The following is a 24,143-nucleotide window of genomic DNA, read 5'->3' on the forward strand; positions in this document are numbered from 1 at the left end:
CGTTCGTCCGACCCCACACAGCACCACTGACACGAGGAGACACCGATGGCGTACAGCGAGCAGGAGATCCTGGCCGGCCTGGCCGAGATCGTCAGCGAGGAGACCGGCCTTCCGACGGACTCCGTCCTGCCCGAGAAGTCCTTCACCGACGACCTCGACATCGACTCCCTGTCGATGATGACGATCGTCACGCTTGCCGAGGAGAAGTTCGAGGTCACCATCCCGGACGACGAGGTCAAGAACCTCGCGACCGTCGGCGACGCCGTCACCTTCATCGCGGGTGCGCAGGCCTGAGCCTGTCTTGCCCCGGTCCGCCCGGGCGGGCCTCATGTGCCCGCCCGGGCGTTCCACACCTGAAGAGCCCCCAAGATCCGACCTGGAGCACCGATGAGCCACGTACCTGATGTCGTCGTCACAGGACTGGGCGCGACCACCCCGTTGGGTGGAGACGTCACCAGCACCTGGGCCGCCGCTCTGAACGGCGAGTCCGGTGCGCGACGCTTCGACGACGCCTGGTTCGAGCGCGCGGGGACGTTCGGCATCCCCGTCGAGTTCGCCGCGACCATCAAGGTCGATCCCGGGGAGGTCCTGACCCGCCCCGAGCAGAAGAAGATGGACCCGTCGGCGCAGTACGCGATCATCGCGGCCCGTGAGGCCTGGGCTGACGCCGGGTCGCCCGAGGTCGACGGTGACCGGCTCGGATCGGTCGTCTCGTCCGGCATCGGCGGGCTGCAGACGATCCTCGACGCCTGGGAGAAGCTGCTCACCAACCCGGACGGGGGCGCACGCCGCGTCCTGCCGATGACGGTCCCCATGCTCATGCCGAACTCCCCGACGGCCTACGTCTCGCTCGAGTTCGGAGCCCGGGCAGGCGCGCACGCGCTGGTCTCGGCCTGCGCGTCGGGCGCTGAGGCGATCGGCTACGCGGTCGAGATGATCCGCACCGGGCGCGCGGACGTGGTCATCGCCGGCGGCACGGAGGCGACGATCCACCCGATGCCGGTCGCTGCGTTCGCCGCCTCCCGCACGCTGTCGCTGCGCAACGACGACCCCGAGGGCGCGTCACGCCCCTACGACGTCGACCGGGACGGCTTCGTGATCGGCGAGGGCGCGGGCATCGTCGTCCTCGAGAGCGCCGAGCACGCGGCCGCACGCGGCGCCCGGGTCTACGCCCGCATCGCGGGGGTGGGGCTCTCTGCCGACGGCTACCACATCACCTCCCCCGAGCCGTCGGGCGCGGGCCAGGTCCGCGCCATGCAGGCGGCGCTGGACGAGTCCGGGATCGCCCGGGCCGACATCGTGCACGTCAACGCGCACGCGACGTCGACTGTTGTCGGCGACCTCATCGAGGCACGCTCGATCCGCGGTCTGCTGGGCGACGAGGCCGACCACGTCGCGCTCTCGGCCACCAAGTCGATGACCGGTCACCTCCTGGGTGGCGCCGGTGCGCTGGAGACGATCTTCACCGTGCTCGCGCTCCACGAGCGGCAGGCTCCGCCCACGATCAACGTCGAGAACCCGGACCCCGAGCTCGTCCTGGACCTGGTCCGCGACAAGCCCCGCGCTCTGCGGGACGGTCAGATCGGGGCCGTGAACAACTCCTTCGGCTTCGGTGGCCACAACGTGGCCCTCGTCGTCGCGTCGGTCTGACGACCGGGCCAGCGCACTCGCTCAGACGTCCGGGCCGGGCGACCGGCCCGGACGTGCGCGCTCAGCCGACTCGGTGGAGCCACCGCACAGGGGCGCCTGCGCCGGCGTAGCGGAACGGCTCGAGCTCGTCGTCCCAGGCCTGGCCCAGCGCGAGGTCAAGCTCGGTGCGCAGCCGGACCGGGTCGGCTGCGTGCTCGAGGGCGGCGCGGATGCGGTCCTCGGGTACGACGATGTTGCCGTGCACGTCGGTGGCGGCGTGGAAGATGCCGAGCTCCGGCGTGTGGCTCCACCGGGAGCCGTCGACACCGTGACTCGCTTCCTCGGTGATCTCGTAGCGCAGGTGAGCCCAGCCGCGCAGAGCAGACGCCAGACGTGCCCCTGTGCCCTGGGCTCCCTGCCACGAGTGCTCGGCACGGTAGAAGTCCGGCCCGGCGGGCTGCGACGTCCAGTCGAACGACGCGCGTCCGCCCAGCACGTTGCCTGCCGCCCACTCGATGTGAGGGCACAGCGCGCGGGGTGCAGAGTGCACGAAAAGTACACCGCGGGTGATTGCACCTGCCATGTCATCCTCCTGAACGGGCTTCGAGGTTCGTCTTCCCCAACGACCTCAGTGCTGTCCAGCAGGTACGCACAGCTTCGCGGCATGCTGGAGACAGCATGCACGACTGCTCGCCCGAGCGCCAGCGTGGCGCGCAGAGAGCCTCGGCCTACGCTCCGACTGCCCGTGCCTCAGAGCTGGTCGCGGATGGAGCGCATGGCCTTCTTGCGCACCGATCGCTCGAGGCGGTCCAGGTAGAGCATCCCGTCGAGGTGGTCCACCTCGTGCTGCAGGCAGCGGGCCATCAGCTCGGTACCCTCGACGACGACCTCGTTGCCGTCCAGGTCGGTCCCCACCACGCGCGCGTACCAGGCCCGCCGCGTGGGGTACCAGAGGCCGGGGACCGACAGGCAGCCCTCGTCGCCGTCCTGGTACTCCTCCTCGGAGAGCTCGACGATCTTCGGGTTGAGCACGTAGCCCACCTCGTCGTCGATGTTCCAGGAGAAGGCCCGCAGACCGACGCCGATCTGGTTGGCCGCCAGGCCGGCACGCCCGTCGGTGTCCACGGTCTCGACGAGGTCCTCGACGAGCCCGCGCACACGGTCGTCGATCGTCGTGATCGGGTCGCAAGGTGTGCGAAGGACGGGGTCTCCGACGGTCCGGATCTCTCGCATGGCCATGCCCTGATCCTTTCATGACGGACGGCAGACCGAGGTGCCGGTCCACTGGGGGTGTGACCAGGACGACAGGCCACGACCGGGACATGCGCGGTGGGCGGGCGTACCTTTGTACTGACCGGTCAGTTTAAGGAGACCTCATGCCGACCATCGCCGCACCGCTCGCCGTCGAGGACGACGACACCGAGCCGACCGCCGCCCCGCTCGCCGCCGAGGCGCGCGGGCTCGAGCTGACCGGCGACCGCGGAACGATCTACGGCCCACTGGACCTCGACGTCGCCGAGGGGGGCCTCGCGGTGCTGCACGGCCCCCAGGGATCAGGTCGGACGAGCCTGCTGCTGACCCTGGCCGGCCGCATGGTCCCCGACAGGTCCTCGCAGCTGGTGGTGCTCGGGTATGTGCTCCCCCGCGACCGCACGGCCGTGCAGCGCCAGGCGGCGGTGGCAGGCTTCGCCGGCATCGACGAGCTCGACGACTCCGTGACGGTGGGGCAGCACGTGCGCGAGCGGCTCGGGTGGTTGTCGCCGTGGTACCGACGGCAGCCTCGGCCCGACCAGTCCGTCGTCGACGCGGTCCTGGCACCGGTGTTCGGCGACCTGCCCATCCCCTCGGCGCAGACCGTCGTGTGGCACCTCGACGAGGTGGAGGCCCTCCTGCTGCGGATCGCGCTCGCCATGGCGCAGCACCCGAGCCTGCTCGTCGTCGACGACCTGGACCAGGTGCACGACCCCGCCCGTCGCGCCCTCGTCTGGGACCGCCTCGACGCGCTCACGCACGACGGGCTCACCGTCATCGCCGCGAGCGCCGCGCCCGCACCCGCCCCGCACACCGTTCTCGACCTCTCCGCCTGAAGGACAACCCATGCTCTCCCTGACCTCGGGCTCCGAGCTCCGCCGCTTCCGCCGCGGACGTCTCCCCCGGCTGGCCGTCGCTGCGATGCTTCTCGTCCCCCTCCTGTACGGGGCGCTGTACCTCTGGGCGTTCTGGAGCCCGACGTCGCACCTCGACCGACTGCCCGTCGCGCTGGTCAACTCGGACACGGGGGCTACCCGAGCCGACGGCACCCGGCTGACCGCGGGCTCGGACCTGACCGACGAGCTGACGGACGGGAACGCGCTCGACTGGCAGGTGACCGATCCTGCCGACGCTGCCGCGGGAGTGCGGGACGGCGACTACTACTTCGCGGTCACCATCCCCGACGACTTCTCGAGCTCGCTCGTGTCCGCAGGCGGTGACACCCCCACCAGCGCGCAGATCGACGTCACCTACAACGACGCGAACTCCTTCATCGGCACCACCCTCGGGCGCTCCGCCATGACGCAGGTGAGGGACGCGGTCGCCGCGACCGCAGGCCAGGAAGCGGTCGACGAGGTCCTCGTCGGGCTGGGTTCGGCCCGGGCCGGTCTGGTGGAGGCCTCCGACGGTGCCCTGTCGCTGCGTGACGCCGCGACCCAGCTGGGCGACGGCGCGACCCAGGTGGCCGACGGCGCCGTCCAGGCACGAGATGGGTCAGCAGCACTGGCGAGCGGCACGGCCACCCTGCGGGACGGCGCGACCCGGGTCGCCGAGGGAAGCTCGGCCCTGGCTGACGGTGCCGGAGACCTCGCGACGGGCGCCGAGACGGCCGGCTCGTCGAGCGCCACGCTCGCGGACGGGGCCCAGCGAGTGGCGGACGGCGTGCACACGACGGTCGGCGCGATCGACGGGCTCGCGTCGGGACTGAACCACGTGGGCGCCTACCTCACGGCGCGCGCCGCTGCCGGGGACCCGGACGCGGCTGCCCTGCTGGCGGGCCTCGGCGCGTCCGACCCCGTCGGCATGTCGACGCAGCTGCACCAGCTCGACACCGGTGCGGCGCAGGTCGCGACCGGCGCCTCGGCGCTGCGGGACGGGCTCGGGACCCTGGCGGACGGTGCACAGACGCTCTCCACCGGAGCGGACACGCTCGCCGACGGAACGGCCGAGGTGGCGCAGGGCACGTCGGAGGCTGCCGACGGAGCGGCGTCACTGGCCACGGGCACGACGGCCCTCGCCGACGGTGCGGCTCAGGTGGCATCCGGCACCGCGCAGATGCGCGACGGTGCGCAGCAGCTCTCGGACGGGCTGTCTGCTGGAGCCACGAAGATCCCTGACGACTCCGCGGACCAGCGGACCGCCCGCGCAACCACGATCGCCAACCCCGTGACGCTCGAGACGACCGACCTGGCCGTCGCGCACAGCCTGGGCGAGGGCTTCGCACCGATGTTCCTGCCCATGGCGCTCTTCGTCGGCGGGATCATCATCTGGCTCCTGCTGCGCCCGCTGCCCGCACGCGCCCTGTCCACCCCTGCGTCCGGCTGGCGCGTCGCGATCGCCGGCTACCTGCCCGCCGTCGCCATCGGCGCGGGTCAGGTTGCGTTCCTGCTGGGCGTGGTGACCTTCGGGCTCGGGTTGAGCGTCGGGCACCCGGTGGGCACGATCGCGTTCCTGGTGCTCGTCACCGCGACGTTCCTGGCGCTCCAGCAGATGCTCATCGCGGTCCTCGGCCCTGCCACGGGCAAGGTCGCGATGATCGCACTCCTCATGCTCCAGATCACGTCGGCGAGCGGCACGTACCCCGTGCAGACGACGCCTGCCTTCTTCCAGGTCGTGCACCCGCTGCTGCCGATGACCTACGCGGTCCAGGGTCTGCGCGACCTCGTCACGGGAGCACCGGACGCTCGGCTGTGGATCGCGATCGGCTACCTCGTCACGGTGCTGGTGGCGTCGTTGCTGGTCACCGCCTGGAAGGCCGGCCGGATGCGGACCTGGACCGTCGCGCGCCTTCACCCGTCGTTGGCCATCTGAGCGACCGGACGATCTGAGAGGCTGCGGCATGCGCGCAGGGGACACACGACGACAGATCGTCGACGCGGCGCTCGGACTGGTCGCCGAGCGCGGCTTCGCAGCCACGTCGGTGGAGGACATCGCCGCGGCCGCCGGCGTCGCGAAGGGCAGCATCTTCTACAACTTCGGCTCCAAGGCCGGACTCTTCGAGTCGATCATCAGCGAGGGTGTCGGCCGTCTCACGGACGGCCTGAGGTCCGCATCCCAGGGACTCGTCGGCCGCGACGCGCTCGAGGCGCTCGTGACCGAGCTGCTCACGCAGATCCAGGCGCACCCCGACTTCGCCAAGCTGATGGCCGCCGAGTCGTTCCGGACCGGTCGGAGCTGGCAGGACTCGATCCGTCACCTGCGCGACGAGTCCGTCGGCACCTTCGCGGACGTCGTGACAGACACGTGGCCGGAGCGCAACGCGCTCCTCGTCGCGGCGGCACTCTTCGGCGCCACCCTGCTCGCCGGCCTCGAGTGGCTCGTGTTCCAACCGCACCGCACGCTCGCCGAGGTGCGCGAAGCAGTCCTCGCCACCGTCGGCTGACCCTCGGAAATGCAAGAAGCCCGCCGTTTCCGGCGGGCTTCTTTCGTCGTCCCGGAGGACGTCAGTGTGGGTCGGTCACTCGCCACGCTGCGTGGGGACACCCGTCAGCAGCGAGCGAACCTCGGACTCGTGGAAGCGGCGGTGACCGCCGAGGGTACGAACCGCGGAAAGCTTGCCGGCCTGGGCCCAGCGCGTGACCGTCTTGGGGTCGACGCGGAAGAGAACCGCGACCTCACCGGGGGTGAGGAGGGCGCCCTGCGAGAGGGGGGACTCGATGGTGTTCACAGCCATGATGGTGCTCCTGTCGTTCGGTAGCTCGGCTGGCCTCATGGGCCCCGTGGCTTTGCGTCCCCGCCTTGCAGCGGGTTTGCCGTTTGTCGCTGACGAAGAGAACTATGCCCGGTTCTGGACACGTGTGCAACAAGGGCTCGAGCCCGTTTCGCACGCAAACGGGCGATTCAAACCCTCCGATTCCGGACGCGGGACGTGGTTCGGAGCGCCCGGAGCCCGGCCGTGGGTGCACGCGTACGGGCCATCCGAACGCGCCCCGGTCGAAGGCCGACCACCCCTCGCGCGCCGGGGCCGGATGGGTCGTATGCCCTCTGACCTGGAGAAATGTTGATCGTTGAAGCAATCGGCCAGCCGCCCGATTCGTTGCGCGCCGTCCGGGTAGAGGTGGTCCGAGAGCCCGTCCAGGGCCGCCGAACACCCCTAGCGGATCGGGGTTCGGACACATCGGGCGCAACGGGGCAGACTTCTCCAACACGTGACGCACTTCACCCGTTTGCCGTAACGACGAGGGGTTGAAACGCCTAGATGCGGCCGTATCTCGCCCGCACGAAGGAGTACAAGCCGTACGCGACGAGGCCGAGTGCGACGAGCACGAGGAGCGCAGCCCCCGCCGGCTGGTCCCGCAGCGTGTGCATCGCGCCGTCCAACCCCGTCGACTTCGACGGGTCCTCGGTGACCGCGGCGACGACGAACAGCGCACCGACCACTCCGAGCGCGATGCCCTTGCCCGTGTAGCCCACCACCCCGAACCGGCGCGCGACGCTGTCCGCGGGCGCCGGCGGCAGGCCGCGAAGGTCGCGCAGGAACTTCTTGGTGACTCCCTTGTGCACGTGGTATGCGCCCACCGCCACGACCGCGACGCCGACCGCGCCGACGAGGAACCGCCCACCCGGCGCCGACATCAACGTCGCCGTCGCATCCTGAGCCTGTTCGGAGCTGTCCGATCCGCCACCACGCGCGAACGTCAGCGCGGTGAAGGCGAGCGCGAGGTACACGACCGCCCGAGCGGCCGCCTTCGCCCGCTCCGAGCCACTCGCCGTCGCGGTCGACCGCCCAGGCGACCCCGCGCCGACCGCGGTCGCCAGCTGCCAGACCCCCAGCGCGACGAACGCGAGCACGCTGAACCACAGGACGACGCCCCCGAACGGCGTGGCCGCGATCGCGCTCATCGCACCCGACTGGTCTGCCTCGGAGTCCCCCGGGCCCAACGCGACCCGAAGTGCGAGCAGCCCGATGAGCACGTGGAGCACACCGGAGACGGCATAGCCGGCGCGCGCGGCGACCTCCCACGATCGTTGCGCGTTCCGCGTCCCGCTGGTCGTTGCCATCGATGCACCTCCGTGCCGGCCCCGGTGGCCGTCTTCGGCGATGATCCCAGCGCCGGTACACCTCGGCGACCGGAGCGGTGATGCGAGGCACCCCGGTCTCCGCCTACGGACGTGACACGACTGCCCACGCGATCCACGTGCGAGAAGTGGGGCAGGTGGGGCTTGAACCCACGACCCACGGATTATGAGTCCGCTGCTCTGACCGGCTGAGCTACTGCCCCTAGGGGGCCACACACTACCCAGTCACTCGGGCTCGTTGCCGGTCTCCCCTCCTAGCCGGAACGGCTCCACGACCCCGGTGTAGGCGACGTGTGCGATCAGACCCTGCTGGGCGTGCGGCAGGTTGTGGCAGTGGTCCATCCAGACCCCGGGATTGTCGGCGACGAACGCCACCTGGTAGGTCTGGCCGTTCTCGACCTCCAGCGAGTCCACCCACCACGGGCTGCCCGTCGACCGCAGCCCGTCCCGCGACAGGACGAGCAGATGGTGGCCGTGCAGGTGCATCGGGTGCGGCTGACCGCTCGAGTTGCGGATGGTCATGGCGACCACGTCTCCCTCCCGCACCACGAACATGGGGACGTCCGGGTAGGTGTGACCGTTGATGGTCCACTGCAGGCCCGGTAGGCCGTCGACGAACCCGGGCCGACGGCCGATCGCGTAGGTGAAGCTGCGGTCGGCCGCCCGCGGGTCGAACCCGACGTCGGCCGGCGTGCCGTAAGAGAGCAGGTCGAGCCTCTCTCGCGGATCGGCGCCGTCCGTCGCGTCGTCGCCGCCGACGAGAACCGAGAGCGAGCCGAGCCGCACGCGCACGGCCGAGCCGTCGTCCGGAACCGCGACCTCCACGTCTGCGCGGCCACCCCCGGCCACGACGACGGTCCTGTCGTGAACCGCGTCAGGTTCGTGCACCTCACGCCCGTCGACCGCCAGCACGCGGTAGTCGGCACCTGGCACCCAGACGCGCAGGACCCCGGATCCGGTGTTGACGACACGGACGCGTGCGGTCGTGCCCGGATCTGCCGGCACCCGCAGACCGCCCGGGTCGCCGTTCACGGTGGGGGTGGCGCCGTACGTGTGAGCGGCTGCCACCACGTCGACGTCGCTCCCCGCAGGGTCCGCCGGACGCACCACGAGCGCACCGAACAGCCCACCACGGACCTGAGCGTGCGACACCTGGTGCGAGTGGTACCAGTAGGTCCCCGCGTCCGGCACCACGAAGCGGTACACGTGCCGGCCACCCTCCGGGACGGCGTCCTGCGTCACGCCGGCGACACCGTCCTCCGCGTTCGGCACGTCCACGCCGTGCCAGTGCAAGGTCGCGCCGTCGACCACCGACCGGTTGACCAACGTCACCTGCACCAGATCTCCGACCTGCGCCTCGATCGTCGGGCCCGGCGACACGCCGTTGACCGTGTACCCGGGCACGGTGCGCCCATCGGCGAGCACGACGTCGCCACGGTCCACCGTCAGGGTGACGTCCACGTCGGGAGAGCCGTCGACCGGTCCCGTCAGGTCGGCGACGCTCACAGTCCGACCGCCGTCGTCGCGAGATCGGCCGTGCTCGTGCACCACCGAGGCCGCCCCGCCCGAGTCCTGGTAGCCCATGTCCATCACGGACGCGTTCGACGGGACGAGGCTGGACCACCAGAACCACACGAGCGGCGCGAGGACGACGAGCGCGGCCACCACGCCGGCGACCACCTGGCGCCGGCGTCGGAGGGCCTCTCGCTCCGTCACGTCTCAGGCGAGGGCGCCGGTAGGCGGCGAGACCGACTTCTCGCGCGGAACGCGCTGTGCAGCCGTGATGCTCACGCCCAGGATCGCCAGGGCGTTCATCCCGTGCAGCGCGCCCACGGCGGGGGCGCCGAACGACACGAACGCCAGGACCACCTGCAGCACGACGAGACCCAGGATGATCGCCGCGTACCGCACGGCTCCCCCGAACTTGGCGAAGAACGACACGATCAACAGGGCGATCGCAAGCAACGGGATGACCATCATCCCGACCGTGCCGTGCGCGGCGTGCGCATAGTTGCCCTCGTAGCTCGAGTCGAGCACGGCTCCCTCGTCGAGGTCATGGAGGGTGGTGAACCAGGCCAGGGCGATCAGCCCGGCCTGGAGGAAGACGCCTCCGGCAACGAGGGAGGCCAGAACCCGATACGCAGTCTTCATAGCGCGTCTCACTCTCGAACACGGTGCCCAAGGGGTGCACGGTCGGGACGGCCATGCTCAAGACCAGGATCCTCCGGTGCGCTACCTGATACACCCGTCCGGCGCTGGCCCGCGTCCGACGAGCACCGCCGCCACGGGTACCGTGTGGCCGTGGCCCTGTTCTCCCGTCGTCGCCGGCTCCCAGACGCTGAACGAGCCCGACTCGAGCTGCGCCCGGGAGACTCCATCCTGGTGAGCACCGCCCTGACCGACGACAGCTGGGTCGTCGCCAGCCGGCAGGCGCTGCATCTGCTCGACCCGAGCGGTCCGGTCGCCCGACACCCCTGGTCCGACGTCGACCACGGCGCGCTCGACCCGGCGACCCGGACGCTCGCGCTCCGCTGGGTGTGGGGCCCGACCACGAGGCTCACGTTCGCCGAAGGACCCGGCTCCGTCGAGTTCGCGCAGACCTTCCGCGAACGCGTTCAGCAGTCGGTGGTCCACGCCGTCGCCGTGACCCTCCCCGGCGGTCAACGTGTGCGCGTCGCGCTGCGGCGAGGCGAGGACGACGAGATGTTCACCCAGGTGCTCGGGGACGCGTCCGTCGACCTGTCCGATCCTGCCGTGGCGACACTGATCGACCAGGCAGAGGACGAGGTGCGCGACGCCGCAGGACTCCCCCGCTGACTTGGCCTCCCTGTTCAGGGCGCCCCCGAACGGCTGCTAGAGTTTTCACCGCACGATCCCTCGTAGCTCAATTGGCAGAGCATCCGACTGTTAATCGGACGGTTACTGGTTCGAGTCCAGTCGAGGGAGCCACAGTCACCGCAGGTCAGGCCCCTTTCGAGGGGCCTTCGTGCTGTCAGGCGTCCATCCCGAGGTGCCCCGGTCCCGCCGGTCAGCGTGGATCCGCTCGATCGAGCCCTCGGCACGGCAGCGAGAGCAACCGCCGAGATGCGTGCAGGCTCGCGGGCCGCCGCACGAGCGCAACCTCCAGCGCTCGCTCTGCCGCTCGCGGCCTACGCAGTGTGCGCGCGCCGGGACAGCGCACGGCGCCCTGTCCCGGCGTGGAGGCAGGGCGCCGCCTAGCGCGCAGTCAGGCAGATCGTCGGGCTGCGGAGGCAAGGAGGTCCTCCGCAGCCGTCGCGACGCCTTGCGCGCTGATCCCGAAGTGGTCGAGCAGCCACGTGACCGATCCGGTCGGGGCGAACTCGTCCGGGACGCCGACGAAGCGCATCCGCGTGGGCTCGTTGCGCACGACGAGCTCGGCCACCGCGCCGCCCAGACCACTGGTCAGAGCCTCCTCGACCGTGACGATGCCCGCGGTCTCCCGGGCGGCGGCCAGCACCGCCGTGTCGTCCAGGGGCTTGATCGTGGGCATCGAGAGCACCCGGGCGTCGATCCCGCGGGTGGCCAGCAGGCCGGCGGCGTCCAGCGTCCTGCCGACGACGGTGCCGGTGGCGATGAGCGTGACGTCGCGGCCCTCGCGCAGGGTGACCGCCTTGCCGGGCACGAACCGGTAGCCGTCGGGGTTGACGTCTGGCACCCCCATGCGACTGATCCGCAGGAACACGGGTCCGTCGTGCTGCGCAGCCCACCGGACGGCCTGGGCGGTCTCGGCCGGGTCGCTCGGCACGATGACCGTGAGCCCCGGGATGGTCCGCAGCCACGCGAGGTCCTCGATGGAGTGGTGGGTCGGGCCGAGCTCTCCGTAGGCCATGCCTGGGCTCATCCCGCACAGGACGACGTGAGCGTTCGAGTACGCCGCGTCGACCTTGATCTGCTCCATCGCGCGGGCCGTCAGGAAGCACGCCGCCGCGGAGACGAACGGGATCTTGCCACCGTTGGCCAGGCCCGCGGCGACGCCGACCATGTCCTGCTCGGCGATCCCGACGTTCACCAGCCGGTCGCCGAACTGCTTACCGAACGGCCCGAGCTTGCTGGAGCCGACCGAGTCGTTGACGACGGCGACGATCCGGGGATCCACCTCGGCAAGCTCGAGCAGGGTTGCGACGAAGGCGTCGCGGCAGTCGTGCAGGATGGAGGTCGTCATGACCGCTCCAGCTCAGCCAGTGCCTGCGTGACCTGGTCCGCGGACGGGACCTTGTGGTGCCAGGCGACGTTGTCGGACATGAACGAGATCGGGTGGCCCTTGAACGTGTGGGCGATGACCGCGGTGGGCTTGCCGGACGCGGCAGGGACGTTGGCGAAGGCGTCGGCGAGCGCACCGTGGTCGTGCCCGTCGACCTCGACGACGTCCAGGCCGAATGCGCGCAGCTTGTCGGCGAGCGGCTCGAGGTCGTTGGTGTCCGCCACCCGCGCTCCCTGCTGGAGACGGTTGCGGTCGACGATCACGCACAGCGTGTCCAGGTGGTGGTTGCCCGCGGTCATGAGGGCCTCCCAGTTGGAACCCTCCTGGAGCTCGCCGTCACCGACCACGACGAACGTGCGCCGGTCGGAGCCGTCCAGTCGGCCGGCGATCGCTGTGCCGACGGCGATGGGCAGCCCGTGCCCGAGCGGTCCGGTGCTCGCCTCGACCGCGGCGAGCTTGGTGCGTGCGGGGTGGCCGTTCAGCTGGGACATCGGCTGCATGAAGCTCGCGAGCTGTGCGGACGGCAGGTACCCGGCGATGGCGAGGGTCGTGTAGAGGGCTGCCGCCGCATGCCCCTTGGACAGGATGAACCGGTCCCGTTCGGCGTCGTCGAGCGTCTCTGGGGTGACCCGCAGCGAGTACAGGTACAGCGTGACGAGGGTGTCGATCACCGAGAACTCGCCGCCGATGTGACCCAGGCCGGCTGCACGGACCATCGCGATGTCCTGGCGACGTACGAGCCGGGCCGCTTCCTCGAGGTGCGCGACGACGGCCTCCCGTTCCGCGCCGTGCGGAACGCGGCCCAGCACGGCCAGCGGTTCCGCAGCGACCGCGTGGGGCTCGAGGTGAGGAACCAGGTCCTCCTCGACACTCATGAGTCGGTACGGAGGCAGGAGAAGAGCACGTCCTGCACCAGCTTCTGGGCGCCCATCGCGTCCTGGCGGGCCTGGGCGGCGCGCAGCGCGTCGATGTCGAGCTCGTCCAGTGCGCGGTGGATCCCCTTGAGGAAGCGGATCGACAGGTTCGCGGCCTCGACGGTGTCCTCCCGGAAGGGGAACTGGTCGAGCTGCCACACTCCCTCCCACCCGTTGATCTTCAGGGTGTAGAAGAACTCGAACACCTCGACGGGGTGCACGGTGCCGACGACCATGTCGTCGTCCCAGCTGCGCAGGTTGTCGTTCACGTCCATGGCCCACAGCAGGCCGTGGTCGATCAGGAGCTGGGCTGCCGCCGCAGGTGACTCGCCGCCGAACAGTGCGTGACCGAAGTCGAGCAGCACGCCGACGTTGTCGACACCCATGGCCTGGATGCCGAGGATGGTCTTGGCGGCCGAGTCCCAGAACATCGTGTTGCGCGGCTCGCGGGGCTTGTACTCGATGACGATCTTGATGTCCGGGTTCGCCAGCGCGAGCTCCCGCATACCGGCGACGGCGAGCTCCCACTGCGTGTGGTGGTCGACCTGGAACGGGTAGTCCCACCCGTCCTGCCCGGGCCACACCTTGAGGTACTTCGCGCCCAGGACGCGCACGACGTCGGCGGCCTCGTTGAGGACCGCGCGCGCCTGCTCGCGCACCTGGGGGTCCGGGTTGGTGAACGCGCCCTTGCTGAACCGGCGCATGTAGATCTCGGGCGTGACGCCGATGGCACGCAGCCCGTTCTCCTTCAGCGCGGCCGCGACGTCGTCGACCGACACTCCCTCGGTGAAGGGGTACGGCACGTCGACCACCGAGAGGTCCTCGACCTCCCCCGCCCGGGCGATCTGCTCGAGCGTGCTCACCGGCGGTGCGTACCCGTCGGTTGCGTACCGATCCACGTACGAGGCGAAGTGCCACAGGCCGGCACCGAACTCGGGAGACTTCGAAGGCATTTCTATTCAACTCCGATCGTTAATGCATCAATGATGCCACGGCGACATGGCAGGCGCGACAACGGTCCGGTCGCGGGGCCGGCCGAGCTGTCCTCGGCCCGGCCGGCCCCGGGTGCCGTCAGCTGCTGAGCGCGAAGGACGTGTACTTGGCGACGTTGGAGCTGTCGATCAGCGTGCAGTCGACGGACTGCTTCTCGTCCTTGCCGGTGCTCCCCGTGCGGATGAACTGGTCGGCCTGCTCGACCGCCATGGCCGCGATGTCCACGGCCGGCTGGAGACCGGTCGCGATCATCGTCCCCGCCGTGATCGCCGCGGCGGCGTCGGGGCTGCCGTCGAACCCGGCGATGATGACCTTTCCGGTCAGGCCGGCGGCGTCCACGGCAGCGACGGCACCCAGTGCCATCGTGTCGTTGCCGGCGATGATGCCCTGGACGTTCGGGTCCTTCTGGAGCAAGGTCTCCACCTTGGTGAAGGCCTCCTGCTGGTCCCAGTTCGCCGTCTCCTGGGTGGTCATCTTCATGTCCGGGTACTGGTCGATGACCGCGTGGTAGGCGTCGGACCGGACGCCGGCGTTGGTGTCCGTCGCCTTGCCGGTCAGCTCGATGTAGTTGCCCGTGCCGTTCATCGCCTTGACGAACGACTCACCGACGAGCCCGGCGCCCTGAGCGTTGTTCGAGACGATCTGCGCCTTCGCGATGCCCGTCTGGTTGATCTCGCGGTCGATCAGGAACACCGGGATCCCCGCGTCGGTGGCCTTCTGCACCGCACCGATCGTCACGTCGGCGCCGGCGTTGTCCAGGATGATCGCCTTGGCGCCGTTGGAGATCGCCGTGTCGATCAGCTGGCTCTGCTTGTTCGGGTCGTCGTCGTGGGAGTCGGACTGCGTCGTGTAGCCCAGCTCCTCGGCCTTGGCGACAGCACCGTCCGCCTCGGCCTTGAAGAAGACGTTGTCGTGGGACGGGGTGATCACCGCGATGAGGCCGCCCGCCTCACCGCCGCCGGCAGCGGCTTCCGTCGCGGAGGCACTGCTGCCCGCCGTGTCGTCGTTCGACGAGCCGGAGCACGCGGCCAGAGCCATTGTCGAGACCGCGGCAATCAGCACCGCGCCATAGCGGAGTTTGCGTCGCATCGAAGTTCCTCCTGAGAGTTGGATCCCGCCCTGTCAGTGGGTGCGGGGTCGTGCCGCCGCCAGCTCGCGCTTCACGCTCTGGGCGGCGACGGCTGCCGCTCGAGCGTCCTTCAACCTCTGCTGACCCTGGTCGAGCATCACGGCGAGGACGATGACCAAGCCCTTGATCACCGTCTGCCAGAAGGTGGAGACGCCCACCATGACCAGACCGTCAGAGAGGAAGCCGATGACGAAGGCGCCGATCAGAGCGCCCTTCACGGTGCCGCGGCCGCCCGCCAGCGAGGCACCACCGATGACCACCGCAGCGATGGCGTTGAGCTCGAACGTGTTGCCCGTCTGCGGTGCAGCCGACGTGAGCTCGGACGCGATGATCAGGCCCGCGGTCGCGGCACAGACGCCCGAGATGATGTAGACGCGCATCTTGATCGACCTGACGGGCACGCCCGCCAGCTGCGCGGCGCGCTCGTTGCCGCCGGTCGCGTAGAGGTGACGGCCGAACGGCGTCCGGGTGATCAGCACCCAGATCACGAGCGCGAAGACGACCATGATCCAGATCGCGGTCGGGATACCGAGCGGCCGGGACACCCCGAGGAACGAGAACCCGGTGTTGCCCGTCGCGGGGTCACCCTGGAGCCGCGGGAAGGTCGAGCCGTCGGAGATCAGCAGTGCTGCTCCCCGGGCTATGTACAGCGTGCCTAGCGTCGCGATGAACGGGGCGACGTTGAACTTGGTCACGAGCAGGCCGTTCACCGTCCCGACCAGGGCGCCGACCGCGAGCGAGATGAGGATCACGACCCACACCGCCGGATAGGCCGTCGTGTCGAAGATCGACAGCTGCCAGCCCTGGAGCATCACGCCGGCGACCACCCCGGACAGGCCGACGATGGAGCCGATCGACAGGTCGATCCCACCCGTGATGATCACGAGCAGCATGCCCAGCGCGAGGATCGCGTTGAAGGCCACGTGCTTGGTCATCGTGATGAGGTTCGTCGGCGTCAGGAACGCGTCCGACAGCAACGAGAAGATGATGACGAGGACGATCAGCGCCACGAACGCCCGCTGGTCGAGGAGGAACTCACCGATCCCGCGCTTCGTGGTCTGCACGTCCGAGGGCGTCGCAGCCTGGTCCTTGGTGGTCGTGGTCGCCATCTCAGTTGTCCTCGGAGGTCGTCGGGGAGTCCGTGTCGGTGCGGGCGGTCGCGCCCATCGCGTCGTCGGGGAGGCTGGCGTCGGAGTACGCCATCAGCTGCTCGCGATCGGTCGTGCGGGGGTCGAGTTCTGCGCTGATGCGACCCCGCGCCATCACGAGGATCCGGTCGCAGGCGTGCAGCACCTCGCTGACCTCGCTCGTCGCGAACAGCACGCCGATACCGTTGCGGGCCTCCTGCGCCATGAGCGCGAAGATGTCGGCCTTGGCGCCGACGTCGATGCCGCGGGTCGGCTCGTCGAGCACGAGCAGCCTGGGCCTGGTGAGCAGCGCCCGGCCGATGACGACCTTCTGCTGGTTGCCACCGGACAGGGAACCGATCGGCGCGTCCTGGCCGGCGGCCTTGATGCGCACCTGCTGCGACACGCCGTCGACCGCCGCGCGCTCCTCCGTGCGCCGGATGAACGAGCCCGACACGAAGCGGTTCACGGCCGCGAGCGCCACGTTGCGTCCGACCGAGAGCGCCTGGACGAGGCCGTCACGCTGCCGGTCCTCCGGAACGAGCACGAGGCCCGCGTCGATCCGGTCGGCGACCGACGCGTGGGTCAGGTCGACGTCACCGAGGACGACGCTCCCGCCGAGGGCGGCGTTCCGGCCCGCCAACGACTCGAGAAGCTCCGTGCGACCGGCGCCCATCAGCCCGTAGACGCCGACCACCTCCCCCGCGTGCACCGTGAACGTCACGCCTCGGACGGCCAGGCGCTCGGGCGCGTCAGGATCGGCCACGATCAGGTTGTCCACCTCGAGGAGCGGCTCGCCCGGGTCATGGCTCATCGGCGCGAAGAGTGCGCTCTCGTCGCGGCCGACCATCTGGGCGACGATCCACTTGAGGTCCACGTCGGCCATCGGCGCCTGGGCGACGACGTTCCCGTCGCGCAGCACGACCGCGGTGTCGGCGAGCTCGAGGCACTCGTCGAGGTGGTGCGAGATGTAGATGATCGAGACACCACGGGCGGTCAGCTCTCGGATCACCCGGAAGAGCACGCGGACCTCGGTCGCGGACAGCGCCGACGTCGGCTCGTCCATGATCAGGACCCGTGTCTCCTCCGAGAGCGCGCGGGCGATCTCGACCAGCTGCTGCTGCCCGAGGCGCAGGTCACCGACGAGCGTCGTCGGTTCGAGCGGCTCCTCGAGGTGCTCGAGCAACGCCCTCGTCGCGGCGCGCTGTGCGGCGAAGTCGACGAACATGCCCTTCTTGAGCTCACGCCCGACGAAGATGTTGTCCGAGATCGACAGGTTCCCGCAGAGGTTGAGCTCCTGGTGGATGATCGCGACGCCGTGCGACACGGCATCGGCGGGCGACTCGAACGCGACGATCTCGCCGTCGAGCTCGATCGTGCCCATAGTCGGCTGCTCGACACCCGCGAGGATCTTCATCAGCGTCGACTTGCCCGCGCCGTTCTCGCCGATCAGCGCGGTGACGTGCCCGCGGCGGACCTCGAAGTCCACCCCGCGCAGCGCGTGGGTGCCGCCGTAGACCTTGGCGACTCCTCGCGCCCTCAGCACGACGTCCGTGTCCACGGCCGTGGAGGCACTCACGGCTGGACCTCGACCTTGACCGGGTAGATGGTCACGTGGGTGATGTCGCCACCGGTCGTGGACGTCCAGGTGAACGCACCGGTGACGCTGACCGTCTTGCCGACGAGCGTCGCCGGGTCGAGGTCGCCGTAGACGCTGGCGACGGCACGGTTGTTCAGCTCGATGGCGACCTTCTGGAACTCGGTCTGGTTGGTGAAGTCACCGAACGCGAGATCCGTGCCGGCATCCCGCAGCGCGGTGTTCGAGCCCAGCGGCGGTACGGCCACCCCGACGGTGATGCCCTCGGGGATCCCCTCGACCTGCAGCCCAACCTCCCCGAACTCACCCTCCACGACCACACCTGTGACGTCCGTCGCGAAGCCCCATGGCTTGCCCTCCGCCTCGCGCTTGCCGTACTTCTCGCCGGCGGCGTCGGCGTCCGCCACGAGGGCGACGACGAGGGTGTCGAGCGGCTGCGCTTCGTCGACGATCGTCGGGACGACGACGCTCTCGTAGTTGAGGTCCGCGTACTCCGCTGCGGTGTCGGCCGGCTTCGCGATCGAGCTGGTGGGCACGAAGGTGGTGCTCGCGACCGCCGCGACGGCCACGACGACGCCCACCACGCTCCAGATCACGGACCGCCGGCGCCACCACGGTGGCGCCTGACGTGCGGCTGCATTCTCGGGCATACCTCTCCTTTGAGCTCTGCTGCTTGTCGGGTCGAGTCGGCTCAGTCCGTGGTGGCGAGCCCCCGTGACCTGGCGACGGCCCGCTTCCACGCCTCTCGCGCCGGACCGGGGTCGGTCGGGTGCGGGTCGACCCGCGTGACGGGCTGCGCTGCGTCGGTGTGGTGGCCGAGCACTCGTCGGGCGAGCGTCGCGGCGCCGAGCGCGGACGCCTCGGGTGCGTCCCCCACCTGCACCGGCCTGGCTAGGAGGTCCGCCTGGGTCTGCATGAGCAGGTGCGAACGCGTGGCGCCCCCATCGGCACGCAGGACGTCGATGTGCGCGAGCCCGTCGGACTCGATCGCCTCGACCACGTCGGCGACCTGGTGGGCGACCGACTCGAGCGCCGCGCGTGCCAGGTGCCCTCGCGTCGTGCCGGCGGTGACACCGAGCAGGAGCCCGTCCGCCGACCGGTCCCAGTAGGGCGCGCCCAGGCCGGAGAACGCCGGCACGAACGAGACGCCGCCCGAGTCCTCGACCCCACGGGCCAGGTCTGTCAGGTAGGCGCCGCCTGACGCGTCCTCGGGCGAGCCCAGCATCGCTGCCATCCAGTCCAGGGCTGAGCCTGCGGCGAGGATGTTGCCCTCGCGTGCGTACGTCGGCGAGCCGCCGATGTGCCAGGCGAGGGTCGTGGCGATGCCCGCGGTCGCGCCCTTGCTCGTCGCGATGGGCGCCATGACCGAGGACCCCGTGCCGAACGTCGCCTTGCCCGTACCGGGCTCGGTGCAGCCCTGCTGGTACATCGCCGCGTGGGAGTCGGCCAGCACGGCGAGCACGGGTAGGCCTGCGGGCAACGGACCGCCCGTCCGCGTGCGCCCGAAGCCCGCGTCCGAGCTGCGGACCTCGGCGAGTGCCGCAGCGGGGATCCCGAACAGGTCGAGCAGCTCGCGGTCCCAGGAGCACGACTCGAGGTCGAGCAGCAGCGTGCGGGAGGCGTTGCCCATCTCCGTCAGGCGCTCCCCCGTGAGCGACCAGATGAGCCACGCGTCGACGGTGCCCAACGCGATGTCGTGGATGTCGGCACCCGCGGCGACGGCGTGGTCGAGTGCGGCACGCATCTTCGGAGCGGAGAACATCGCGTCGAGCGACAACCCGGTCCGCGCGCGAACGAGCCCGTCAACCCCCGGGTTCGATTCCTCGAGACGCGCGCACCATGCGGCGGTGCGGGCGTCCTGCCAGCCGAGCACCGGGCCGAGCGCGCTGCCGGTGCGCGTGTTCCAGCACACGACGGACTCGCGCTGGCTGGAGATCGAGATGCCTTGAAGGGTGACCCCGTCGGCGGCGTCCACGCACTCGAGCGCCGCAGCGAACGTCGCGTCCCGGAGCTGCTCGGCGTCCTGCTCGGCCCAACCGGGCCTGGGGTGCGAGATCTGCACGGGACGCGACGCCGACGCGAGGACGGCGCCCGACGCCGAGTCGACCAGGAGCACCTTGGTGTTCGTCGTGCCTTGATCGAACGCGAGCACAGCGCCGCCTGTGGCGGACGACGGCGGTGCGGTGCTGACCATGAGCATCCTGTCTGCATATTCATTCCGCTTTGAATGAAGTACCCTCACCGTAGGAACACGCCATGCTCGTGTCAACTCGCATCACCCGATCGTCCGGAAGGGACATCCATGAGCGGCGCCATCGTCGTCGTCGGCTCGATCAACGCCGACCTCGTGCTGCAGGTGGCTCGGCACCCGCACCCCGGCGAGACCGTCCTCGGGCGCGACTCCGTGCTGATGTCAGGCGGGAAGGGTGCGAACCAGGCGGTGGCGGCAGCCAGGCTCGGGGCGCGCGTCGCCATGGTGGGAGCCGTGGGCAGCGACTCCACCGCGACCGTCGCCCTCGCCGGCCTGCGCGACGCGGGCGTCGACCTCACCCACGTTCCGACCGTCCCCGGAACCACCGGTCTGGCCGTGGTGACGCTGTCGCAGGACGCGGAGAACTCGATCGTCGTGATCCCCGGCGCGAACCTCGCCGTGACCGTCGACGCCGTCGACGCGGCCCGCGACGTGATCGTCGCCGCCCAGGTGTGCGTGCTCCAGGCCGAGATCCCGCTCCCTGCCGTCGCGCGTGCGGCGCAGCTCGCGCACGATGCCGGCACTCGCGTGCTGCTGAACGTCGCACCGGCAACCGCGCTGCCGCCCGGCACCTTGAGGCTCGCCGACCCGCTCGTCGTGAACGAGCACGAGGCGGCGGTCATCCTCGGACGTCCGATCGACTCGCCCGCCGATGCCGCAGCCGACCTGGCCGCGCTGGGGATCGCGTCGGTCGTGATCACGCTGGGAAGCCACGGCGCGGTCGTCCTCGAGGGCGGCCGCCTGACGTCCCTGCCGGCGCGCATGGTGGTCCCGCGCGACACCACGGGTGCAGGCGACGCCTTCGTGGGCGCACTCGCGGCCGGGCTGGTCGAGGGTTCGACGATCCTCGACGCCGCGCAGCAGGCCGTTCGCGTCGCTGCCGCGTCCGTCACCAGGCTCGGAGCCCAAGCGTCCTACCCGTGGAAGGAAGAACCGCTGCCATGAAGCGTCGCGGCATCATCAACGCACCCCTGTCGGCTAGCCTCGCACGCCTGGGTCACACCGACCTCGTGGTGGTCGCCGACGCGGGCCTGCCCATCCCGGCGCACGTCCCGGTGGTCGACCTCGCCATCGTCTACGGCGAGCCCCGCTTCACGACCGTCCTCGAGGCCCTGCTCGACGAGATCGTCGTCGAGGAGGCGTGGATCAGCGAGGACGCCGAGTGGCGGCCAGCCGGGCAGTGGGTGCGCGAGCGCGTCACCGTCCCGGTCGAGCTCATCGCGCACGGCGACCTCAAGGCGATGGTGTCGCAGGCACAGCTCGTCGTCCGGACGGGCGAGAACACCGCCTTCGCGAACGTCGTCCTGCGCTGCGGGGTCGCCTTCGACATCGACTAGAACGCGCTGGGACGGTCACCGATGAGCCGTGCCCACCGACGCTATGCTGCGGGACGCATGAGATTTCGGTACTGAATGGAACCGAGCGGTCCATCACGACGGGAGCACGACGGTGGCATTCAGCCGGGGGGGAACCGCAGCGCGCCGCGGCGGTCAGAGCGACGAGCAGGTCCGGCTCATGGCCAAGGTCGCGCGGATGTACCACGAGAAGGGCATGCGCCAGGCGGAGATCGCCGCGGAGCTGCACATCTCGCAGCCCCGCGTGTCGCGGTTGCTCAAGCAGGCCGTCGAGACCGGCGTGGTCCGCACCACCGTGAGCCTGCCGACGGGCGTCCACACCGACCTGGAGGACCAGCTCGAGTCGACCTACGGCCTCGCCGAGGCCGTCGTCGTCGAGGCCGCAGGATCCGACGCCGAGGTGCTGCGAGGCCTGGGCACCGCCGCCGCGGTGTACCTCGAGACCACGTTCATCGGCGGCGACGAGGTCGGTATCTCCTCCTGGAGCGCATCCCTGCTGGCCGCCGTCGAGGCCATGCGACCGTCGAGCGGCCAGGTCGTCACCAACGTCGTGCAGCTCGTGGGCGGCGTAGGCGACCCCCGCGTCCAGGTCGAGGCCACCCGGCTCCTCACCCAGCTCGCGTCCACGACAGGTGCAGCACCGATCTTCCTGCCCGCACCGGGGCTGCTCGGCAGCGCCGAGGCCCGGCGCAGCCTCATGGCCGATCCCTCCGTCGCGCAGGTGACGTCCCTGTGGCCCGACCTGACGACCGCCCTCGTCGGCATCGGGGCGGTCGAGCCCTCGCCGCTGCTGCGCCAGAGCGGCAACGGGATCGCCGAGGTCGACCAGAAGAGCCTCCAGGCTGCGGGCGCGGTGGGCGACGTCTGCCTGCACTACTTCGACGCCGCCGGAGACCTCGTCAGCTCCGACTTCGACGGGCGCGTCATGGGCATCAGCCCTGAAGCCCTGCGGTCCATCCCGCGACGCATCGCCGTCGCCGGTGGGAACAGCAAGGTCGCCGCGATCCGTGGGGCGCTGCGCGGGGAGTGGGTCAACGTGCTCATCACCGACGTGGGCACCGCGCGAGCACTGGTCGCGAGCGCGTGACCGGCACCCGGGTCCAGGACGCGGTCGACGCCGTCCGGGCGGGCCGACCCGTCGTCGTGACCGACCACCCGGGCCGGGAGGACGAGGGCGACCTCGTCGTCGCGGCGCAGCACGCCACCCCGTCGATCGTCGCGTTCATGATGAGCCTGTGCCGGGGCCTCATCTGCGTCCCCGTCACCGCCGAACGCGCCCACCTGCTCGAGCTGCCGCCGATGGTGCCTGACAACCAGGAGAGCCTGCGCACGGCATTCACGGTCTCGGTCGACGCGACCGCCGCCATCACCACAGGGATCTCCGCCGCGGACCGCGCGACCACCATCGACGTGCTCTGGCGCCCCGGCTCGACCGCCCGTGACCTGGTCCGTCCCGGTCACGTCTTCCCCCTGGTCGCACACCCGGGCGGAGTCGTGGCGCGGCCCGGTCACACGGAGGCCGCGATCGACCTGGCCGTCCTCGCCGGGCTCGAGCCGGCAGGTGTGATCTGCGAGATCGCGGACCGCGACGGCGTCATGCTCCGAGGCGAGCGCCTGCGCCGGTTCTCGCGCAGGCACCGGCTCGTGCAGGTCTCGATCGACGAGCTCGCCGACCACCTGCGCGCGCGACCGCTGCCGTAGCTGCCGCCCCGGCTGGGGGATGCGTCGTCCGCGCTTCTGGCGTAGAACGGATCGCATGTTCGACGAAGGACAGCTCTACGCGCCCGTCACCGCAGACGAGGACGGCAAGGTCACGGTGCACCTCGCGGACGACCACCCCGGTGCCCACGACGCGGAGTACCGCCGCCGTCGCTCGCAGATCGCCGCCCCTGCGCTGGCGTGGCAGCCCGGGGACCCCGTGCCGCGCGTCCAGTACACCGAGTCCGAGAACCAGATCTGGGAGACGGTGTGCCGTGAGCTCGCCCCCAAGCACGCGCGGCTCGCGATCCGCGGGTACCTGGAGGGCAAGGAGGCCCTCGCGCTGCCGACCGACCACGTCCCGCAGCTCGACGAGGTGAGCGCCGGCCTCGGTCCGCTCAGCGGGTTCCGCCTGCACCCGGCGGCGGGCCTGGTACCGCTAGACGTGTTCTACGGGTCCCTTGCCGACGGCGTGTTCCACTCCACCCAGTACCTGAGGCACTCGTCGCAGCCGTTGTACACGCCGGAGCCGGACATCCTCCACGAGGTGGTGGGGCACTGCAACCTGCTCGCCAACCCGGCGATCGCGGAGGTCAAGCGACGGGCCGGAGAGGCCGCGCGTCGGTGCGAGACGCCCGAGGGCCTGCAGTACGTGGCCGACGTCTTCTGGTTCACGATCGAGTTCGGCGTCATGTACGAGGAGGGCGAGCTGCGCGCGTACGGAGCCGGCCTGCTCTCGTCCTACGGCGAGATCGAGGAGTTCCGTGGGGCTGACATCCGTCCCGTGGACTTCGACCAGATGGCCACGCTCGCGTACGACATCAGCCACTACCAGCCGATCCTGTTCGCGTGCGACGGCATGAGCGAGCTCACCGACCGGGTGGCCGGGTTCTTCGCCGACTTCGACGACGACAGGGCGGCGAGGCTCGCGCGCAACGCGGCACACGCCTGACCGCTC

Annotated in this window: 25 protein-coding genes, 2 tRNA genes and 1 riboswitch; of the genes, 12 read left to right on the forward strand and 15 right to left on the reverse strand. The window is 70.5% G+C overall.

Translation table 11 applies throughout. From position 1 onward, the window contains the following. Positions 1–45: 45 nt before the first annotated feature. Positions 46–294, forward strand: coding sequence for an acyl carrier protein (locus N553_RS0111145; RefSeq protein WP_028046583.1), 249 nt, complete (start codon positions 46–48; stop codon positions 292–294). Positions 295–387: 93 nt separating this feature from the next. Beyond that, entirely contained in the window at positions 388–1,650 is a 1,263-nt protein-coding gene (locus N553_RS0111150; RefSeq protein WP_028046584.1) for a beta-ketoacyl synthase, read from the forward strand. Between the two features lie 61 nt (positions 1,651–1,711). On the opposite strand, the gene N553_RS0111155 is transcribed toward N553_RS0111150, so the two are convergent. Both N553_RS0111155 and def read right to left on the reverse strand, forming a co-directional pair. Further along, the gene (locus N553_RS0111155; RefSeq protein WP_028046585.1) at positions 1,712–2,212 is read right to left on the reverse strand and encodes a DUF3145 domain-containing protein; all 501 of its coding nucleotides are present in this window, start codon (positions 2,210–2,212) and stop codon (positions 1,712–1,714) included. Between the two features lie 167 nt (positions 2,213–2,379). After that, complete coding sequence (gene def, locus N553_RS0111160) at positions 2,380–2,868, reverse strand: peptide deformylase (RefSeq protein ID WP_028046586.1); 489 nt, start codon at positions 2,866–2,868, stop codon at positions 2,380–2,382. Between the two features lie 137 nt (positions 2,869–3,005). On the opposite strand from def, the gene N553_RS22305 reads away from it, so the two are divergent. Genes N553_RS22305 through N553_RS0111175 form a run of 3 tightly spaced genes read left to right on the forward strand, consistent with a single transcriptional unit; the run spans position 3,006 to position 6,262 of the window. Further along, positions 3,006–3,716 carry an ATP-binding cassette domain-containing protein gene (locus N553_RS22305; protein WP_051640081.1) on the forward strand — a complete coding sequence of 237 codons (711 nt, stop codon included), beginning with the start codon at positions 3,006–3,008 and terminating at the stop codon, positions 3,714–3,716. 10 nt (positions 3,717–3,726) lie between these two features. Then, entirely contained in the window at positions 3,727–5,691 is a 1,965-nt protein-coding gene (locus N553_RS0111170; protein WP_028046587.1) for a YhgE/Pip family protein, read from the forward strand. A gap of 28 nt (positions 5,692–5,719) precedes the next feature. After that, complete coding sequence (locus N553_RS0111175) at positions 5,720–6,262, forward strand: TetR/AcrR family transcriptional regulator (RefSeq protein ID WP_028046588.1); 543 nt, start codon at positions 5,720–5,722, stop codon at positions 6,260–6,262. 75 nt (positions 6,263–6,337) lie between these two features. Here the strand turns inward: N553_RS0111175 and N553_RS0111180 are convergent, their stop codons facing one another. The 5 genes from N553_RS0111180 to N553_RS0111200 form a co-directional block, all read right to left on the reverse strand. Then, the gene (locus N553_RS0111180) at positions 6,338–6,553 is read right to left on the reverse strand and encodes a BldC family transcriptional regulator (RefSeq protein ID WP_028046589.1); all 216 of its coding nucleotides are present in this window, start codon (positions 6,551–6,553) and stop codon (positions 6,338–6,340) included. 16 nt (positions 6,554–6,569) lie between these two features. After that, positions 6,570–6,644, reverse strand: a riboswitch (cyclic di-GMP riboswitch). A 430-nt stretch (positions 6,645–7,074) separates the two neighbouring features. Beyond that, positions 7,075–7,881, reverse strand: coding sequence for a DUF1206 domain-containing protein (locus N553_RS0111185; protein WP_028046590.1), 807 nt, complete (start codon positions 7,879–7,881; stop codon positions 7,075–7,077). A 147-nt stretch (positions 7,882–8,028) separates the two neighbouring features. Next, positions 8,029–8,102: transfer RNA gene (locus N553_RS0111190), tRNA-Ile, on the reverse strand. Positions 8,103–8,124: 22 nt separating this feature from the next. Next, the gene (locus N553_RS0111195) at positions 8,125–9,615 is read right to left on the reverse strand and encodes a multicopper oxidase family protein (protein WP_051640082.1); all 1,491 of its coding nucleotides are present in this window, start codon (positions 9,613–9,615) and stop codon (positions 8,125–8,127) included. A 3-nt stretch (positions 9,616–9,618) separates the two neighbouring features. Continuing rightward, positions 9,619–10,050, reverse strand: coding sequence for a hypothetical protein (locus N553_RS0111200; protein WP_028046592.1), 432 nt, complete (start codon positions 10,048–10,050; stop codon positions 9,619–9,621). A gap of 150 nt (positions 10,051–10,200) precedes the next feature. Here N553_RS0111200 and N553_RS0111205 point away from each other — a divergent pair, with 150 nt between their 5' ends. After that, the gene (locus N553_RS0111205; protein ID WP_051640155.1) at positions 10,201–10,716 is read left to right on the forward strand and encodes a hypothetical protein; all 516 of its coding nucleotides are present in this window, start codon (positions 10,201–10,203) and stop codon (positions 10,714–10,716) included. A gap of 56 nt (positions 10,717–10,772) precedes the next feature. Next, positions 10,773–10,848: transfer RNA gene (locus N553_RS0111210), tRNA-Asn, on the forward strand. Positions 10,849–11,125: 277 nt separating this feature from the next. Here the strand turns inward: N553_RS0111210 and N553_RS0111215 are convergent. From N553_RS0111215 to N553_RS0111250, 8 genes are all read right to left on the reverse strand, one after another. Further along, positions 11,126–12,082, reverse strand: a complete 957-nt coding sequence (locus N553_RS0111215) for a transketolase family protein (RefSeq protein ID WP_028046594.1) — start codon at positions 12,080–12,082, stop codon at positions 11,126–11,128. Then, positions 12,079–12,996 (reverse strand): transketolase, encoded by a 918-nt coding sequence (locus tag N553_RS0111220; RefSeq protein WP_028046595.1) that lies wholly within the window; start codon positions 12,994–12,996, stop codon positions 12,079–12,081. The genes N553_RS0111215 and N553_RS0111220 overlap by 4 nt, the downstream gene beginning before the upstream one ends. Then, positions 12,993–13,988, reverse strand: coding sequence for a sugar phosphate isomerase/epimerase (locus N553_RS0111225; protein ID WP_028046596.1), 996 nt, complete (start codon positions 13,986–13,988; stop codon positions 12,993–12,995). Before N553_RS0111225 ends, N553_RS0111220 begins: the two co-directional genes overlap by 4 nt. Positions 13,989–14,106: 118 nt before the next feature. Beyond that, the gene (locus N553_RS0111230; RefSeq protein ID WP_028046597.1) at positions 14,107–15,117 is read right to left on the reverse strand and encodes a D-ribose ABC transporter substrate-binding protein; all 1,011 of its coding nucleotides are present in this window, start codon (positions 15,115–15,117) and stop codon (positions 14,107–14,109) included. A gap of 33 nt (positions 15,118–15,150) precedes the next feature. After that, positions 15,151–16,266, reverse strand: coding sequence for an ABC transporter permease (locus N553_RS0111235; RefSeq protein ID WP_028046598.1), 1,116 nt, complete (start codon positions 16,264–16,266; stop codon positions 15,151–15,153). A gap of 1 nt (position 16,267) precedes the next feature. After that, on the reverse strand, positions 16,268–17,863 hold the full coding sequence (locus N553_RS22310; protein WP_081844515.1) for a sugar ABC transporter ATP-binding protein: 1,596 nt from the start codon (positions 17,861–17,863) through the stop codon (positions 16,268–16,270). Continuing rightward, positions 17,860–18,531, reverse strand: a complete 672-nt coding sequence (locus N553_RS24285; RefSeq protein ID WP_081844516.1) for a DUF2291 family protein — start codon at positions 18,529–18,531, stop codon at positions 17,860–17,862. The genes N553_RS22310 and N553_RS24285 overlap by 4 nt, the downstream gene beginning before the upstream one ends. Positions 18,532–18,572: 41 nt before the next feature. Further along, positions 18,573–20,081: a glycerol kinase gene (locus tag N553_RS0111250; RefSeq protein WP_081844517.1), complete on the reverse strand. Its 1,509-nt coding sequence runs from the start codon at positions 20,079–20,081 to the stop codon at positions 18,573–18,575. 102 nt (positions 20,082–20,183) lie between these two features. On the opposite strand from N553_RS0111250, the gene N553_RS0111255 reads away from it, so the two are divergent. The 5 genes from N553_RS0111255 (at position 20,184) to N553_RS0111275 (ending at position 24,137) form a co-directional block, all read left to right on the forward strand. After that, positions 20,184–21,077 (forward strand): ribokinase, encoded by an 894-nt coding sequence (locus tag N553_RS0111255; RefSeq protein ID WP_028046600.1) that lies wholly within the window; start codon positions 20,184–20,186, stop codon positions 21,075–21,077. Then, a complete protein-coding gene (gene rbsD / locus N553_RS0111260; RefSeq protein ID WP_028046601.1) occupies positions 21,074–21,469 on the forward strand; it encodes a D-ribose pyranase in 396 nt (131 codons plus the stop codon). The genes N553_RS0111255 and rbsD overlap by 4 nt, the downstream gene beginning before the upstream one ends. A gap of 112 nt (positions 21,470–21,581) precedes the next feature. Beyond that, positions 21,582–22,574 (forward strand): sugar-binding transcriptional regulator, encoded by a 993-nt coding sequence (locus N553_RS0111265; protein WP_028046602.1) that lies wholly within the window; start codon positions 21,582–21,584, stop codon positions 22,572–22,574. After that, on the forward strand, positions 22,571–23,188 hold the full coding sequence (gene ribB / locus N553_RS22320) for a 3,4-dihydroxy-2-butanone-4-phosphate synthase (RefSeq protein ID WP_051640086.1): 618 nt from the start codon (positions 22,571–22,573) through the stop codon (positions 23,186–23,188). Before N553_RS0111265 ends, ribB begins: the two co-directional genes overlap by 4 nt. Positions 23,189–23,243: 55 nt before the next feature. Beyond that, positions 23,244–24,137: a phenylalanine 4-monooxygenase gene (locus N553_RS0111275; protein ID WP_028046603.1), complete on the forward strand. Its 894-nt coding sequence runs from the start codon at positions 23,244–23,246 to the stop codon at positions 24,135–24,137. The last annotated feature ends 6 nt before the right edge of the window (positions 24,138–24,143 follow it).

The sequence above is a fragment of the Cellulomonas sp. URHE0023 genome, assembly GCF_000688475.1.
Classification (GTDB): Bacteria; Actinomycetota; Actinomycetes; order Actinomycetales; family Cellulomonadaceae; genus Cellulomonas.

Excerpts from the sequence above, each read along its gene's own strand:
- N553_RS0111145 (WP_028046583.1), top strand. The coding sequence starts at position 46 with ATGGCGTACAGCGAGCAGGAGATCCTGGCCGGCCTGGCCGAGATCGTC.
- N553_RS0111150 (WP_028046584.1), top strand. The coding sequence starts at position 388 with ATGAGCCACGTACCTGATGTCGTCGTCACAGGACTGGGCGCGACCACC.
- N553_RS0111155 (WP_028046585.1), bottom strand. The coding sequence starts at position 2,212 with ATGGCAGGTGCAATCACCCGCGGTGTACTTTTCGTGCACTCTGCACCC.
- def (WP_028046586.1), bottom strand. The coding sequence starts at position 2,868 with ATGGCCATGCGAGAGATCCGGACCGTCGGAGACCCCGTCCTTCGCACA.
- N553_RS22305 (WP_051640081.1), top strand. The coding sequence starts at position 3,006 with ATGCCGACCATCGCCGCACCGCTCGCCGTCGAGGACGACGACACCGAG.
- N553_RS0111170 (WP_028046587.1), top strand. The coding sequence starts at position 3,727 with ATGCTCTCCCTGACCTCGGGCTCCGAGCTCCGCCGCTTCCGCCGCGGA.
- N553_RS0111175 (WP_028046588.1), top strand. The coding sequence starts at position 5,720 with ATGCGCGCAGGGGACACACGACGACAGATCGTCGACGCGGCGCTCGGA.
- N553_RS0111180 (WP_028046589.1), bottom strand. The coding sequence starts at position 6,553 with ATGGCTGTGAACACCATCGAGTCCCCCCTCTCGCAGGGCGCCCTCCTC.
- N553_RS0111185 (WP_028046590.1), bottom strand. The coding sequence starts at position 7,881 with ATGGCAACGACCAGCGGGACGCGGAACGCGCAACGATCGTGGGAGGTC.
- N553_RS0111200 (WP_028046592.1), bottom strand. The coding sequence starts at position 10,050 with ATGAAGACTGCGTATCGGGTTCTGGCCTCCCTCGTTGCCGGAGGCGTC.
- N553_RS0111215 (WP_028046594.1), bottom strand. The coding sequence starts at position 12,082 with ATGACGACCTCCATCCTGCACGACTGCCGCGACGCCTTCGTCGCAACC.
- N553_RS0111220 (WP_028046595.1), bottom strand. The coding sequence starts at position 12,996 with ATGAGTGTCGAGGAGGACCTGGTTCCTCACCTCGAGCCCCACGCGGTC.
- N553_RS0111225 (WP_028046596.1), bottom strand. The coding sequence starts at position 13,988 with ATGCCTTCGAAGTCTCCCGAGTTCGGTGCCGGCCTGTGGCACTTCGCC.
- N553_RS0111230 (WP_028046597.1), bottom strand. The coding sequence starts at position 15,117 with ATGCGACGCAAACTCCGCTATGGCGCGGTGCTGATTGCCGCGGTCTCG.
- N553_RS0111235 (WP_028046598.1), bottom strand. The coding sequence starts at position 16,266 with ATGGCGACCACGACCACCAAGGACCAGGCTGCGACGCCCTCGGACGTG.
- N553_RS24285 (WP_081844516.1), bottom strand. The coding sequence starts at position 18,531 with ATGCCCGAGAATGCAGCCGCACGTCAGGCGCCACCGTGGTGGCGCCGG.
- N553_RS0111250 (WP_081844517.1), bottom strand. The coding sequence starts at position 20,081 with ATGCTCATGGTCAGCACCGCACCGCCGTCGTCCGCCACAGGCGGCGCT.
- N553_RS0111255 (WP_028046600.1), top strand. The coding sequence starts at position 20,184 with ATGAGCGGCGCCATCGTCGTCGTCGGCTCGATCAACGCCGACCTCGTG.
- rbsD (WP_028046601.1), top strand. The coding sequence starts at position 21,074 with ATGAAGCGTCGCGGCATCATCAACGCACCCCTGTCGGCTAGCCTCGCA.
- N553_RS0111275 (WP_028046603.1), top strand. The coding sequence starts at position 23,244 with ATGTTCGACGAAGGACAGCTCTACGCGCCCGTCACCGCAGACGAGGAC.